General features: G+C 64.5%; 13 protein-coding genes. 3 read left to right on the top strand and 10 right to left on the bottom strand.

The window, feature by feature from the left end:
- Window positions 1-50: 50 nt before the first annotated feature.
- From P3T16_RS18765 to P3T16_RS18755, 3 genes are all read right to left on the bottom strand, one after another.
- A complete protein-coding gene (locus P3T16_RS18765; RefSeq protein WP_429343405.1) occupies window positions 51-1,685 on the bottom strand; it encodes an FMN-binding glutamate synthase family protein in 1,635 nt (544 codons plus the stop codon).
- A gap of 245 nt (window positions 1,686-1,930) precedes the next feature.
- Complete coding sequence (mnmA, locus tag P3T16_RS18760; protein WP_429343404.1) at window positions 1,931-3,076, bottom strand: tRNA 2-thiouridine(34) synthase MnmA; 1,146 nt, start codon at window positions 3,074-3,076, stop codon at window positions 1,931-1,933.
- 16 nt (window positions 3,077-3,092) lie between these two features.
- Window positions 3,093-3,584, bottom strand: coding sequence for an NUDIX hydrolase (locus tag P3T16_RS18755; RefSeq protein WP_429255421.1), 492 nt, complete (start codon window positions 3,582-3,584; stop codon window positions 3,093-3,095).
- A 239-nt stretch (window positions 3,585-3,823) separates the two neighbouring features.
- Between P3T16_RS18755 and P3T16_RS18750 the strand changes: the two genes are divergently transcribed.
- Genes P3T16_RS18750 through P3T16_RS18740 form a run of 3 tightly spaced genes read left to right on the top strand, consistent with a single transcriptional unit; the run spans window position 3,824 to window position 6,763 of the window.
- Window positions 3,824-4,966, top strand: coding sequence for a Re/Si-specific NAD(P)(+) transhydrogenase subunit alpha (locus P3T16_RS18750; protein ID WP_429255420.1), 1,143 nt, complete (start codon window positions 3,824-3,826; stop codon window positions 4,964-4,966).
- 10 nt (window positions 4,967-4,976) lie between these two features.
- Window positions 4,977-5,312, top strand: a complete 336-nt coding sequence (locus P3T16_RS18745; RefSeq protein WP_429255419.1) for an NAD(P) transhydrogenase subunit alpha — start codon at window positions 4,977-4,979, stop codon at window positions 5,310-5,312.
- Window positions 5,312-6,763, top strand: coding sequence for an NAD(P)(+) transhydrogenase (Re/Si-specific) subunit beta (locus P3T16_RS18740; protein ID WP_429343403.1), 1,452 nt, complete (start codon window positions 5,312-5,314; stop codon window positions 6,761-6,763). Before P3T16_RS18745 ends, P3T16_RS18740 begins: the two co-directional genes overlap by 1 nt.
- A gap of 138 nt (window positions 6,764-6,901) precedes the next feature.
- Here P3T16_RS18740 and P3T16_RS18735 read toward each other — a convergent pair whose 3' ends face one another.
- The 7 genes from P3T16_RS18735 to P3T16_RS18705 all read right to left on the bottom strand — a co-directional run bounded on the left by P3T16_RS18735 (window position 6,902) and on the right by P3T16_RS18705 (window position 13,603).
- Window positions 6,902-7,588: a helix-turn-helix transcriptional regulator gene (locus P3T16_RS18735; protein WP_429343402.1), complete on the bottom strand. Its 687-nt coding sequence runs from the start codon at window positions 7,586-7,588 to the stop codon at window positions 6,902-6,904.
- Window positions 7,589-7,691: 103 nt separating this feature from the next.
- Entirely contained in the window at window positions 7,692-8,075 is a 384-nt protein-coding gene (locus P3T16_RS18730) for a VOC family protein (protein ID WP_429343401.1), read from the bottom strand.
- 204 nt (window positions 8,076-8,279) lie between these two features.
- Window positions 8,280-9,605 carry a THUMP domain-containing class I SAM-dependent RNA methyltransferase gene (locus tag P3T16_RS18725; protein WP_429343400.1) on the bottom strand — a complete coding sequence of 442 codons (1,326 nt, stop codon included), beginning with the start codon at window positions 9,603-9,605 and terminating at the stop codon, window positions 8,280-8,282.
- 261 nt (window positions 9,606-9,866) lie between these two features.
- Window positions 9,867-10,652, bottom strand: coding sequence for a PqiC family protein (locus P3T16_RS18720; RefSeq protein WP_429343399.1), 786 nt, complete (start codon window positions 10,650-10,652; stop codon window positions 9,867-9,869).
- The gene (locus tag P3T16_RS18715; RefSeq protein ID WP_429343398.1) at window positions 10,649-12,268 is read right to left on the bottom strand and encodes an intermembrane transport protein PqiB; all 1,620 of its coding nucleotides are present in this window, start codon (window positions 12,266-12,268) and stop codon (window positions 10,649-10,651) included. Before P3T16_RS18715 ends, P3T16_RS18720 begins: the two co-directional genes overlap by 4 nt.
- Complete coding sequence (locus P3T16_RS18710) at window positions 12,265-12,915, bottom strand: paraquat-inducible protein A (RefSeq protein ID WP_429343397.1); 651 nt, start codon at window positions 12,913-12,915, stop codon at window positions 12,265-12,267. The genes P3T16_RS18715 and P3T16_RS18710 overlap by 4 nt, the downstream gene beginning before the upstream one ends.
- Before the next feature lie 7 nt (window positions 12,916-12,922).
- Window positions 12,923-13,603, bottom strand: coding sequence for a paraquat-inducible protein A (locus tag P3T16_RS18705; protein ID WP_429343396.1), 681 nt, complete (start codon window positions 13,601-13,603; stop codon window positions 12,923-12,925).
- Window positions 13,604-13,606: the final 3 nt, after the last annotated feature.

The following is a 13,606-nucleotide window of genomic DNA, read 5'->3' as shown; positions in this document are numbered from 1 at the left end:
GATAGAAACAGAAAGCGCGCGTCCCGGTTTCGGGCGCGCGCTTTTTTGCTTTACGCAGTCTGTGGCTGCGCCGTCTTCTTCACCGGTGGCACCCGCTTCGGCGCAAACGAATCGCTGCGTGCGATCGGCCACCACCGTTCATACAATGAATAGCGGTAGTTGCCGTTGATCAGGTCGTCCGGTTCCAGATACTTGAGCAGTTCCGACATCAACCGCACTTCATGTGACGACACGCGCCGCACGATGTGATGCGCACGCAGATCGGCCGGATGTTCGAGCCCGGCGGCCTGGATGATTTCCTGCAACGCGTGCAACGTGTTGTGATGGAAGTTGAACACGCGGTCTGATTTATCCGGCACGACGAGTGCGCGCTGGCGAATCGGGTCCTGCGTCGCGACGCCGGTCGGGCAGCGGCCCGTATGACACGTCTGCGCCTGGATGCAGCCCACCGCGAACATGAAGCCGCGCGCGGCGTTGACCCAGTCGGCGCCGATCGCGAGCGTTCGCGCAATATCGAACGCCGTGATCATCTTGCCGCTCGCGCCGACGCGGATCCTGTCACGCAGACCGATGCCGACGAGCGTGTTGTGCACGAGCAGCAGCCCTTCCTGCAGCGGCACGCCGACGTGATCGGTGAACTCCAGCGGCGCCGCGCCCGTACCGCCTTCCGCACCGTCAACGACGATAAAGTCCGGCACGATGCCCGTCTCCAGCATCGCCTTCGCGATGCCGAAAAATTCCCACGGATGCCCGATGCACAGCTTGAACCCGGTCGGCTTGCCGCCCGACAGCGTGCGCAACCGCTCGACGAATTCGAGCAGGCCGCGCGGCGTCGAGAATTCCGAATGCGTGGCGGGCGAGATGCAGTCGCGGCCCATCGGCACGCCACGTGTTTCGGCGATTTCCGGCGTGATCTTCGCTGCGGGCAGCACACCGCCGTGTCCAGGTTTCGCGCCTTGCGAGAGCTTGATCTCGATCATCTTCACCTGCGGCTCGTTCGCCTGCTTCGCGAATTTGTCGGCGCTGAACGTGCCGTCGTCATTGCGGCAACCGAAGTAGCCCGACGCGATTTCCCAGATGATGTCGCCGCCATGTTCGCGGTGATATTTCGACATCGAGCCTTCGCCGGTGTCGTGCGCGAAGTTGCCTTTCTTTGCGCCCAGATTCAGCGCCATGATCGCGTTCGCCGACAGCGAGCCGAAGCTCATCGCCGATACGTTGAAGATCGACATCGAGTAAGGCTGCGCGCGCTCGGGTCCGACGACGATGCGAAAGTCGTGGCCGTCGAGTTTCGTCGGTGCGAGCGAGTGGCTGATCCATTCGTGCGCGACTGCTTTCACATCGAGTTCAGTGCCGTACGGCCGGCTGTCGACATCGTTCTTCGCGCGCTGATAGACGATGCTGCGCTGCACGCGCGAGAACGGCCGCTCGTCGGTATCGCCTTCGACGAAATACTGACGGATCTCCGGGCGGATGAATTCGAACAGGAAACGGAAGTGGCCCCAGAGCGGGTAATTGCGCAGGATCGCGTGGCGTTCCTGCGTCAGATCGAAGAGGCCAAGCGCGACCAGCGCAAGCGGCACGATGAGCCAGAACCACGAGATGTGATGCAGCGCGGCGAGCGTTGCGCAGGCGGCCAGCAGCAGGACCGCGCACCACATCGCCACATAACGTCGAGAGAACATGAAGGCTCCATTGCAGTGAATATCACCGCAGCGGGACGCCCAGCGCCGGGGTCGCGAGGCGTCGGCACGGACGGAGTCCGCTGCGGGTTAAACGAACGACTGCTTTCTTTCTGATGCTTTTGTCGAAGCAAACGGCCGGTGCCGCACATCACGTGTGGAACATCGTGCGGCGGCGCGAACGGGCGCGCCACGTCCCGTTGCGCGAGAACGGACGCGAAGACGCAGGCTCGCTTGCAGACAGAAGCCTAACGCGCCGTCAGCAATGCTGCAGTCTGCGGTGCACGCGTGACCGGCTGTGCGGTCGCCGCGTGTTCGATGATGCCGCCGCCGAGACACACTTCGCCATCGTAGAGCACCGCCGATTGCCCCGGTGTGACAGCCCATTGGGCGTCGTCGAAGTGCAGGCCGAAATGGCCGTCAGCGAGATCCGCGGTGCTGAATGTACAGGCCGCGTCGGCCTGGCGATAGCGCGTCTTGGCTCCGCACGCGAAATCCTCCGACGGCGGCTCGCCCGCAACCCAGCTGGTGTTCCCCGCGCTCAGCGAATGGCTCAGCAGCCACGGATGATCGTGTCCCTGCGCAACATACAGCGTGTTCGACGCGATGTCCTTACCCGCGGCGAACCACGGCTCGCCGCTGCCTGACCGGCTGCCGCCGAGGCCGATGCCCTTGCGCTGGCCGTAGGTGTAAAACGCGAGGCCAATGTGCTCGCCGACGACCTTGCCCTCCGGCGTCTTCATTGGACCCGGTCTGGTCGGCAGATAGCGGTTGAGGAATTCGCGGAACGGCCGTTCGCCGATAAAGCAGATGCCGGTCGAGTCTTTCTTTTTCGCGTTCGGCAGACCGATCTGTTCGGCAATCTCGCGCACCTTCGTCTTCGGAATCTCGCCGAGCGGGAAGAGCGTTTTCGAAAGCTGCGCCTGATTCAGACGATGCAGGAAGTACGACTGATCCTTCGTGTGATCGAACGCCTTCAGCAGTTCGAAGCGGCCTGCATTTTCGCGCACGCGCGCATAGTGGCCCGTCGCGATGGTTTCCGCGCCAAGCGACATTGCGTGATCGAGGAACGCCTTGAACTTGATTTCCGCGTTGCACAGCACGTCCGGATTCGGCGTGCGGCCCGCCGAGTATTCGCGCAGGAATTCGGCGAACACGCGGTCTTTGTATTCAGCGGCGAAGTTGACCGCCTCGACGTCGATGCCGATCAGGTCGGCCACCGAGACGACGTCGATCCAGTCCTGCCGCGTCGAGCAGTACTCGCCGTTGTCGTCGTCTTCCCAGTTCTTCATGAAAAGACCGACGACGTCGTATCCCTGTTCCTTCAAGAGCCATGCCGTCACCGACGAATCGACGCCGCCCGACATGCCTACGACTACTTTCTGCTTGCTCATTTTCTGTCTGCTACTTCTACGTGCTAACTGATCGGGGTGGCCCGACCGAGTGCGTGTGCACGAAGTCGAGCGGAATGCGCCGGCCTGCGAGGTAATCGTCGATACATTGCATCACGAGCGGCGTGCGATGCCGCTCGGGGCACGCGCGCAACTCTTCGGCGCTCATCCACACCGTGCGGACGATATCGGAATCGAGCGCGCGATCCGCCGCGGGTTCACCGCTGCTGCCGCAATACGTGAAGCGCAGATACGTCATGCCTTCGCTTTGCGGCCGCGCGAAATGCGTCATGTAGACGCCGACGAGCGCCTCGGGCGTGAACGGATACGCGGTTTCTTCGAGCGTTTCGCGGATCACGGCCCCGGCGAGCGTTTCGCCCGCTTCCAGATGGCCGGCCGGCTGGTTCAGCCGGAGTCCGCCGTCCGTATGTTCCTCGACGATAAGAAAGCGCCCGTCGCGCTCGACGATTGCCGCTACCGTGACGTGTGGAGCCCAGGATTCCGGTTTCATGGGATCGCATTTTACCGTCTATGGCGAAGGGCTGCCCGGAGGGAGTCCGCGGGCGGTCCGCGGACGGCCCACGCACCCGACAGGCCGGAGATTGACGATTCGGATACCCGGATCGTCCCTAATTTCGGCGCGGCCCCAGGTTTCGGTTAAAGTGAGGCGTTTAGCCGATGCAATTGCAAGCCGGCGTGCCTCGTCGGCAGAACTGTACGAAATAACAGGAAGTCGAGGAGGATTCAACGATGCACATCGGAGTGCCAGCCGAGACGCGAGCGTACGAAACCCGCGTTGCCGCCACGCCCGAGACGGTCAAAAAGTACGTTTCCCAAGGCCACAGAGTCACGGTTCAAAGCGGCGCCGGCAACGGCGCGAGCTTTCCCGACGACGCCTTTGCGGCCGCCGGGGCCGAACTTGTCGACGCGCAGACCGCGTTCGGCGCCGATCTCGTTCTCAAGGTCCAGTCGCCGACCGACGCCGAACTGCCGCTGCTGAAACGCGGCGCGACGCTCGTCGGCATGCTCGATCCCTTTAATTCAGAAAACTCATCAAAGCTCGCCGCTGCTGGCGTGAGCGCATTTGCGCTCGAAGCCGCGCCGCGTACGACACGCGCGCAGAGCCTCGACGTACTGTCGTCTCAAGCCAACATTGCGGGCTACAAGGCGGTGCTGCTGGCGTCGACGTTGTATCCGCGCTTCATGCCGATGCTGATGACTGCTGCCGGTACCGTGAAAGCGGCGCGCGTGCTGGTTCTCGGCGCGGGTGTCGCGGGTTTGCAGGCGATTGCGACGGCGAGGCGTCTGGGCGCGGTGATCGAAGCGTCCGACGTGCGGCCGGCGGTGAAGGAGCAGATCGAATCGCTCGGCGGGAAGTTTCTCGACGTGCCCTACGAAACCGACGAAGAGCGCGATGCCGCGCAGGGCGTCGGCGGCTACGCGCGGCCGATGCCCGCGAGCTGGCTGCAACGCCAGGGCGCGCTGGTCCACGAGCGCGCGAAGCAGGCGGACATCGTGATCTCGACCGCGCTGATTCCGGGGCGTCCCGCACCGACGCTGATTTCCGTCGAAACCGTGCAGGCAATGAAACCCGGCTCGGTGCTGATCGATCTGGCCGCCGGCCGTGGCCCCGAGTACGAAGGCCAGCGCGGCGGCAACTGTCCGCTGACCGAGGCCGACAAGGTCGTCACGAAATTTGGCGTACAGATCGTCGGCTATACGAATCTGGCATCGATGGTGCCGGCCGACGCGTCCTCGCTCTACGCGCGCAACCTGCTCGACTTCCTGAAGTTGATCATCACGAAGGAAGGCGCACTCAACATCGATCTTGCGGACGATATCGTCGCGGCCACGCTTCTCGCCCGCGACGGCGCCGTGACACGCCAGGCATAAGGAGCCCGCCATGGAAGTCATCAACCATACGGTGATCAACCTGATCACCTTCGTGCTGGCGATCTACGTCGGCTACCACGTCGTCTGGAATGTGACGCCCGCACTGCACACGCCGCTGATGGCGGTGACGAACGCGATTTCCGCGATCGTGATCGTCGGCGCAATGCTGGCCGCGGGGCTCACGCTTGGCGACACCGGCAAGTTCTTCGGCACGCTGGCCGTGGGGCTCGCAGCGGTGAACGTGTTCGGCGGATTCCTTGTCACGAGGCGAATGCTCGAGATGTTCAGGAAGAAAGAGCCGAAGAAGCTGACGGCACCTGGCAACACCGCGAAGGAGAACGCGTAATGAGCCTGAACGTCGTCACGCTGCTGTACCTCGTTGCGTCGGTGTGCTTTATCCAGGCGCTCAAAGGGCTGTCGAATCCGAAAAGTGCGCGTGCCGGGAATGTGTTCGGCATGGTCGGGATGGCGATCGCGATCCTAACGACCATCGCGCTGATCACAAAGCAGGCTGCCGGACTCGGCTCGAATCTCGCGCTGGGTCTCGGGCTGCTGTTTGCCGCGCTGATCGTCGGCGGTGCGGTCGGCGCATTCGTGGCCGCGCGCGTCGAGATGACGAAGATGCCAGAACTGGTGGCCGCGATGCACTCGCTGATCGGTCTCGCGGCGGTGTGTATCGCGTATGCGGTGGTGTCGGAGCCGGCCGCGTTCGGACTCGGTATCGAGGATGCGCCGTACGAAGGCTTCCTGCCGTACGGCAACCGTGTTGAGCTCTTTATCGGCACGTTCGTCGGTGCGATCACGTTCTCCGGGTCGGTGATCGCATTCGGCAAGCTGTCGGGCAAGTACAAGTTCCGGCTCTTTCAGGGCGCGCCGGTTGTCTATGCGGGACAGCATCTGATCAACCTGATGCTCGCCATCGCGATGCTCGGCTTTGGCGTGATCTTCTTTCTCACGCAGGCGTGGCTGCCGTTCATCATCATGACGCTGATCGCGTTCGCGCTCGGGGTGCTGATCATTATCCCGATCGGCGGAGCGGATATGCCGGTGGTTGTCTCGATGCTCAATTCGTACTCGGGCTGGGCGGCGGCGGGCATCGGCTTCTCGCTGAACAATCCGATGCTGATCATCGCGGGTTCGCTCGTGGGTTCGTCGGGTGCGATCCTGTCGTACATCATGTGCCGCGCGATGAACCGGTCGTTCTTCAACGTGTTGCTGGGCGGCTTCGGCAATGCGCCGGGCGCGGCGGCGGCCGGTTCGGCGGAACAGCGGCCGGTGAAATCCGGCTCTGCGGAAGATGCGTCGTTCATGATGGGCAACGCGGAAACGATCGTGATCGTGCCGGGCTATGGTCTGGCGGTGGCGCGTGCGCAGCATGCGTTAAAGGAGCTGACCGACAAGCTGGTCGAGAAGGGTATCGAGGTGAAGTACGCGATTCACCCGGTGGCCGGCCGGATGCCGGGACACATGAACGTGCTGCTCGCGGAAGCCGAAGTGCCGTACGACATGGTCTATGAAATGGACGACATCAACGGCGAGTTCGGTCAGGTCGACGTGGTGCTGGTGCTTGGCGCGAACGACGTGGTGAATCCGGCGGCGAAGAACGATCCGGCGTCGCCAATCGCGGGCATGCCGATCATCGAGGCGTACAAGGCGCGCACGGTGATCGTGAACAAGCGCTCGATGGCGGCAGGCTACGCCGGGCTCGACAACGATCTCTTCTACATGGACAAGACGATGATGGTCTTCGGCGATGCGAAGAAGGTGATCGAGGATATGGTCAAGTCGGTGGAGTGAGGGTTGATGCGCCGGTTCTCTCGCGGCGGCTTGATTGATCGCGGGGCCGGCGCTCCCGGTTGCCTGTTGCGGGCGCCTGTTCCAGACGGTCGTCAGGACATGCGCCTGACAAACGCGCCTGGACATGCACGGGCATGCTCACCGTGGCTTCGCGCCCACGTGCCGCATGAAGTCCGCCAGCCTGCGGCCTTCCATATCCGGAAACGCTTCATGCATCGCGACGTCCTGCATGCGCTCGACGTCGAAATTGCGAAACCCGTCGCGTAGTTCGCACCATGCGCCGATCGTCCAGCGCGCGCCCCAGTAGACAAGCCCGAGCGGCCACACGCGCCGCTCCGTCGCGGCTTCGTTCCGGTCGAGATAGGCGAAGCTCACCACGCGATGGTCATCGATCGCCCGATGCAGCGTGTCGACCTTCTTCGAAAACTCCCCTTTGACGTGAAACGATGGCGCAAAGAAAGGCGCGCGTTCGAGCGTCGCGCGCTTGTCGGCGGGCATCGCGGAGGCGATCTTTGCGAGCGCGCCGCGCGCGCCCGACGCGAAACTCGCGCCGCCCCACGTTTCGAGCATCCGCGCGCCGGCGGCGAGCGCGGCGAGTTCTTCAGTGGTGAAGGTAAGCGGCGGCAGACTGGCCGTGCGGCTCAGCCGGTAGCCGATGCCCGCTTCGCCCTCGATCGGCACGCCGGAGAGTTGCAGGTCGCGCACGTCGCGGTACACCGTGCGCGGTGAGATATTCAGCCATTCGGCCAGTTGCTGCGCGGTGGTGAGTCGCCGGCCGCGCAGTAGTTCGGCAATCTGGAAGAGGCGGTCAGCGCGACGCGTCATCGGGGATGTCTTGCGTAGAGGCAACATGGCAGGGACGACTCCGCGATGATAGCGCCGCGTGACACGCTCCGGTCGACTGCAAGCGGCCTGGCCGCCTGGCCGCTCAGCCGTTGTGCTGCGAATGCAGGCCGATGCGGTTGCCTTCGGTATCGGTGATAAACGCGATGTAGCCGATATCGTGCGGCAACTGGATGGCCGGTCCTTCGACCTTGCCGCCCGCTTTCTCTACGCGTGCGAGCACGGTGTTCACGTCAGGCGTGGCGTTGAGGTAGACCATCGTGCCCGCCGCCGACGGCTTCAACGACGTGCCGCCGAGGACGCAACCGCCCGTCGCTTCCTCGCCGTAGGTGAACACGGCAATCGGTTGACCGAAGTCTTCGCGGCGCATCGGGTTGCCGAGCACGGTTTCGTAGAAACGGACGGCGCGATCGAAATCGGTCGACGGAATTTCAAACCAGGCGATAACGCGGGAATTAGCTGCTGACATGACACGCTCCTTGGTGGATCGCCCGTCCGTGCGAGATGCCGGATGGCGTGACTGGAGTGTGCTGCCGGGCTACTGACAGCGTTCTGTCAGTAGCCCGAGGCGGTCATCAAACGCGGGAGAAATAAAAAACGCGGCGGACGGGGCACATGCCCGCCGCCGCGCTTTTTCGAAGCCGCTTTTTCGAAGTGAGAGTGACCGGTGGCGTCAGCCTTGCCCTTCAGCTTTCCCGGCTGCATCGGCCGCGTCAGCAGCAGGCCGCTGACGCACGCTGCCCGCAATCAGGTCGAAGCGGAACAGGCGGCATTCGAGCGCGCCGTTGAAGAGCGGCGTCTTGGTCGATTCGCGCAGGCGCATTTGCCCTGGCAACTTGCGATCCGATGTCAGGACGAACGCGTGCCAGCCGGTGAAGCGCTGCTTGAGCGCGTCGCCAAACGCCTGGAAGAACTCGCTGTCGGGCGCATCGGTATGGACGCGTTTAAAGCCTTCGTCATCGCGGCCTTCACGACCCTGGCGGCTCTCGCGGCCGGTCTCGCGCACTTCGCCGCGTGGACCACGCCCGCGCACCTCGATACGCTCGCCATACGGCGGATTCGCGACGAGGATGCCCGGTGTGCCGACCGGCGGTGTCATGCCGCGCGCATCGACCTGCTTGAGCGGCACGTTGAGACCGGCGCGCTCAAAGTTCGCGCGTGCCTTGTCGAGCATATCGCCGGAAATGTCGCTGCCGAAGATCTGCAGATCGGCCCGCGAGCCACGGGCCGCGCGTTTTGCATCGACGGCGGCGACCTTCAGCGCCTGCCATGCATTGACGTCGTACTGCTTCAGGCGCTCGAAGCCGAACCGGCGCTCGACGCCTGGTGCGATATTCAGCGCGACCTGCGCCGCTTCGGCGAGGAACGTGCCGCTGCCACACATCGGATCATAGAGCGGCGTGCCAGCGGTCCAGCCTGTCAGACGCAGGATGCCCGCGGCGAGGTTCTCGCGCAGCGGCGCCGCACCCTTGTCGAGCCGCCAGCCGCGCTTGAAGAGCGGATCGCCGGACGTGTCGAGATACAGCGTGCATTCGGTCGCGGTGAGGAACGCGAACACACGCACGTCGGGCTCAGCTGTATCGATGCTCGGACGCGCACCGCTTTTTTCGCGCAGACGGTCGCAGATCGCGTCCTTGACCCGCAGTGTCGCGAATTCGAGGCTGCGCAGCGGAGATTTGATCGCGGTTACGTCGACGCGCAGCGTTTCGTTAGCCGAGAACCACTTTTCCCAGTGCTGTTCGAGCGCGAGCGCGTAAATGTCCTGTTCGCTGCGATACGGGCGATGGGCGATCTTCAGCAGCACGCGGCTTGCGATCCGCGAATGCAGGTTGGCGGCCATGCCGGCGGCCCATCCTCCGCGGAAATGCACGCCGCCAGGGACCTGCGCACCGGGCTCGAAGGGGGCGCCGCCCAGATGGCGCGCGCCGATCTCGGCGAGTTCGGACGCCAGGGCGGCTTCAAGGCCGCGTGGGCAGGGGACGAAAAAATCGAAGGACATTGAGGTTGCCGGAAGGCCTGGAGGGAAGCCCGTATTGTACGCGGTCGGCGGGAGCGCTTAAGGCCGTCGTGCCGGGCAGGCGGACAAGGCGCGCCGCGCGGCTGGCGGGATTGGCGGGAATCCAGCGCGGTTCGTTGCCTTATGCCGTTGGCGGCAGGGCGCGCGGCGGTCGCGCGTGATGGCTGAAGGACGCCACCGGAGGCTTCCTTCAGGCGGAAGCTTCCGGCAACTGCCTTGTCCAGATGGCCGTGACCACCCGCGTCAGGCCGCCGGCGCTGCCGGCGACATCGCCGCGGGACACGGCACCTTGATCGCACCCGCACTCGTCGCCACGCCTGACGACGCGCCCTTTGCGGGCGTTGCCGCCCGCGTCTGCGGCAGGGCGGCGAGCGCCTGCACGCCCGCGGCGATCTCCGTCGAGATCTGCTGCACCGCGCGACGGTGACCGTCCGTCAGTGCGTCGTAACCGCCCTCGACCGGCTCGCTCACGACGCTGCGGCACGTTAGCACCGCCTGCGTGCGCACGGCGCGCACGCTCCAGACGGCGTCGATCAGCGCATGCGAGCCCGGCCACGACTCGAAACGCTGCACGTTGACGCTCACGCGATACACCGGCACGCCTTCCGGATAAGGCGTGCCGTAGACGTCGATTGCGCCCAGCTGGCTGGCGAGATTCGACGACAGCGCGCGGCGGATCTCGTCGCCCGGCAGCGATGCCCAGCGTTCCTGTTCGAGCACCTGAACCTGGGTCGGACCCGTCTGCACGACGAACTGGTATTTCGCGACCTGCGGCGGCACGTCGACCGGCGGCACTTCGATCAGCAGCGCCGGGCTCCCGGCGCTGCGCGCGGTAGCCGGCGCGTCGGTGGCATTGAGCGTGTAGAAGTGGCTCGTCGGCGACGCGCAGCCCGCGAGCGCGAGCACGCCAGCGGCAACAACGGAAGGAACGCCGACACGGACAGCGGGACGTGCAGACGCGCGGGAAACAGCGCGGCCAACAACGCGGCTAACGGCACGCGCCGGATGAAAGAGCCGGGCGAACATCATGGTTTATCTCCTGTTTTGCCGCGCAGCAGCGATTCCGGGTGACGCTCGAGGTAGTCCGACAGCGCGTTCAGCGACTGCAGCGTGCGGGTCAGTTCCTGCAGCGCCTGATGCACATCAGATTGCAGCGGCGAGTCCTGCTGCAACGTCGCCTCGGCCGAGCCAAACGTCTGCTTCGCCGCGGCCAGGGTGTCGCGCGCCGCCGGTACGACTTCGGAATCGAGCCGCTTGAACAGCTGGTCGGCGTTCTTGAGTGCGGTGTTCAGGTTGCTGCCGATCTGGTCGAACGGCACGGCGTCCAGCTTCTTCGCGATATCGGCGACCTGCACCTGCAGTTCGTCGAGCGAGTTCGGGATCGTCGGCAACTCGATCGGATCGCGGTTGACATTGATCGTGGCCGCCGGCGCCTTCGGGAAGATATCGAGCGCGATGTACAGCTGGCTCGTGATCAGGTTGCCCGTGCGCAACTGGCCGCGCAGACCGTCCTTGACGAGACGTTCCAGCAGTTCGTGACTGGCGGCGCTGCCTGGTTCGGGAACCGGCCCGCTGGCACGTCGCGAGAGGCGTCCCGGGTAGATGTTGACCATCACCGGCATCTTGAAGTTACGCGCCTTCGGATCGTAGTCGATGCCGATGGCCGTCACCTCGCCGAGCACGATGCCGCGGAAGTCGATCGGCGCACCCACCGACAGCCCGCGCAGCGACTGGTTGAAGTTCATCACCACGCGCAGCGGCTCGCCGTCCGGATCGCGCATGGCGTCGGCCTGATCGGAGCCGAGACGGAAGGTCATGTTGTTCGGCGCCTGCGGGCCCGGCGGCTGCCCCTGCGGCGACTGGAACGCGAGGCCGCCGACGATCAGCGTCGCGAGCGACTGCGTGTTCAGCTTGAAGCCGCTCGAATCGAGCCGCACGTCGACGCCGCTCGCATGCCACCAGCGCGAGTTCGTGCCGACGTACTGGTCGAACGGCGCGCTGACGAACACCTGCATCGTCACGCCGGTGCCGTCTTTGTCGAGCGAAAAGCCCACGACCTGGCCAACCTGCATACGCCGGTAGAAGATCGGTGAGCCGATGTCGATCGAGCCGAGTGAGTCGCCGCGTAGCGTGAACTGGTGACCTTTCTGGTCGCCGGTAACGGGTGGTGGCGTCTCCAGCCCGACAAAGTCTTTCTGCGTGTCGTCGGTGCGGCCGGGGTCAACGCCGATATACGCGCCCGACAGCAACGTGCTGAGGCCCGACACGCCGCTCGCGCCGACCCGCGGCTTCACAACCCAGAAGCGCGTACCCTTTACCGCGAAGTCTTCGGCTTCTTTGGTCAGTTGCACTTCAACGCTCACGTGCGAGAGGTTCTTCGCGAGCGTGATCGTCTTGACGGAGCCGACGTCGACGTCCTTGTACTTCACCTTGGTCTTGCCAGGCTCGAGCCCTTCGGCAGTCGTGAAGCTGATCGTGATGGTCGGCCCCTTGCCGGACACCGACTTGATGACGAGCGCGACGCCGATCAGCGCTGCGATCAGCGGGATCACCCAGACGAGCGACGGCAACCAGCTGCGGCGCGGCGGCTCGATATCGGGTTCCGGCAGGTCGGGTGGCGGATTCGGTCCTTGCGGGCTATTCATGGTTTGATCCCTGAGGTTTTTTTATCTTTGCGTTCATCGACGTAATCCCAGATGAGACGCGGATCGAACTGCATCGAGGCCAGCATCGTGAGAACCACCACCGAGCCGAACGCGAGTGCGCCCGGACCGGCTGTGATCACGGCGAGCGAGTTGAAACGGACCAGCGCGACAGTCAGCGTCACGACGAATACGTCAAGCATCGACCAGCGGCCAATGCGCTCGACGATCCGGTACAGCTTCGTGCGCTGGTCGGGCCGCCATTTCGAGCGGCGCTGCGCGGTGACGGTCAGCAGCACCAGCACGCTCAGCTTGAGCATCGGCACCAGGATGCTGGCGATGAACACGATGACGGAAAGCGGCCAGTCGCCCGAGGTCCAGAAGTAGACCACGCCGCTCATGATCGTGTCGTCCTCGGCGCCGACGAGCGATGCCGTATGCATCACGGGCAGCAGGTTCGCCGGAATATAAAGCAGCGCCGCGGAGAGCAGAAGCGCCCATGTGCGTATCAGGCTGTCGGGGCTGCGCCGATGCAGCGTCGCGCCGCAGCGCGAGCACTGTTGCGGCGCAGCCGATGGCCGCCAGGGTTCGACCCGCGCGCATGCATGGCAACTCACGAAACCGGCGCGTTTTGCTGTGATGTATTTCATCCGGCTTTCATCCCTGATGCGGTGCGGGCGGCTGGCCGGCGGCTCGCGCGGCTCTCAGGCGCCGGATCCGCCGCAGGCGTTCTCTTGGCAGCGTATCGGCGATATCCCACAGCGTGCGCGGATCGAACGTGACGACCACCGCGAACATCAGCGTCAGCACGCCGAAGGCAAAGAGGGCGGCTTCGGGAGTCACGCGCGCGAGGCTGGTCATCTTGACGATGGTAATCAGCACGCCAAGCATGAACACTTCGATCATGCCCCACGGCCGCACGAACTGGATCGCGCGCAGCACGAGGTTGAAGAGCGGCGGCACGTAACCCGCGCGAACGGGCACCAGCACGTACAGGAGGGCGAGGAGTTCGGTGAGCGGAAACAGCGTGGTCGAACAGAAGACCATCACCGCGACGATCTGCATGTCCTCGTTCCACAACGCGACGATCGCTCCGAACAGCGTGGTTTGCGAGGTGATACCGCTGGTTTCGAGTTCGACGATCGGGAACGCCTGCGCGACGAGGAATGTGATGAGCGCGGCCAGCGTCATCGCGACGATACTGTCGATGCGCGTCGACGCGCTCCGGTAGAGCGTCGCCTTGCAGCGTGGACAACGGGCCATCGCGCGACGGTCGAGCCGCGGTTTGCGGAACAGCGCATCACACTCGTGGCACGCGATCAGGTGGTCATGTTCCATGTA

Source organism: Paraburkholderia sp. GAS42 (assembly GCF_050436565.1).
Taxonomy (GTDB): Bacteria; Pseudomonadota; Gammaproteobacteria; order Burkholderiales; family Burkholderiaceae; genus Paraburkholderia.
This window is presented reverse-complemented; position numbering and strand designations above follow the sequence as displayed.

Excerpts from the sequence above, each read along its gene's own strand:
- P3T16_RS18750 (WP_429255420.1), top strand. The coding sequence starts at position 3,824 with ATGCACATCGGAGTGCCAGCCGAGACGCGAGCGTACGAAACCCGCGTT.
- P3T16_RS18740 (WP_429343403.1), top strand. The coding sequence starts at position 5,312 with ATGAGCCTGAACGTCGTCACGCTGCTGTACCTCGTTGCGTCGGTGTGC.
- P3T16_RS18735 (WP_429343402.1), bottom strand. The coding sequence starts at position 7,588 with ATGACGCGTCGCGCTGACCGCCTCTTCCAGATTGCCGAACTACTGCGC.
- P3T16_RS18710 (WP_429343397.1), bottom strand. The coding sequence starts at position 12,915 with ATGAAATACATCACAGCAAAACGCGCCGGTTTCGTGAGTTGCCATGCA.
- P3T16_RS18745 (WP_429255419.1), top strand. The coding sequence starts at position 4,977 with ATGGAAGTCATCAACCATACGGTGATCAACCTGATCACCTTCGTGCTG.
- P3T16_RS18725 (WP_429343400.1), bottom strand. The coding sequence starts at position 9,605 with ATGTCCTTCGATTTTTTCGTCCCCTGCCCACGCGGCCTTGAAGCCGCC.
- P3T16_RS18730 (WP_429343401.1), bottom strand. The coding sequence starts at position 8,075 with ATGTCAGCAGCTAATTCCCGCGTTATCGCCTGGTTTGAAATTCCGTCG.
- P3T16_RS18720 (WP_429343399.1), bottom strand. The coding sequence starts at position 10,652 with ATGATGTTCGCCCGGCTCTTTCATCCGGCGCGTGCCGTTAGCCGCGTT.
- P3T16_RS18705 (WP_429343396.1), bottom strand. The coding sequence starts at position 13,603 with ATGGAACATGACCACCTGATCGCGTGCCACGAGTGTGATGCGCTGTTC.
- P3T16_RS18715 (WP_429343398.1), bottom strand. The coding sequence starts at position 12,268 with ATGAATAGCCCGCAAGGACCGAATCCGCCACCCGACCTGCCGGAACCC.
- mnmA (WP_429343404.1), bottom strand. The coding sequence starts at position 3,076 with ATGAGCAAGCAGAAAGTAGTCGTAGGCATGTCGGGCGGCGTCGATTCG.
- P3T16_RS18765 (WP_429343405.1), bottom strand. The coding sequence starts at position 1,685 with ATGTTCTCTCGACGTTATGTGGCGATGTGGTGCGCGGTCCTGCTGCTG.
- P3T16_RS18755 (WP_429255421.1), bottom strand. The coding sequence starts at position 3,584 with ATGAAACCGGAATCCTGGGCTCCACACGTCACGGTAGCGGCAATCGTC.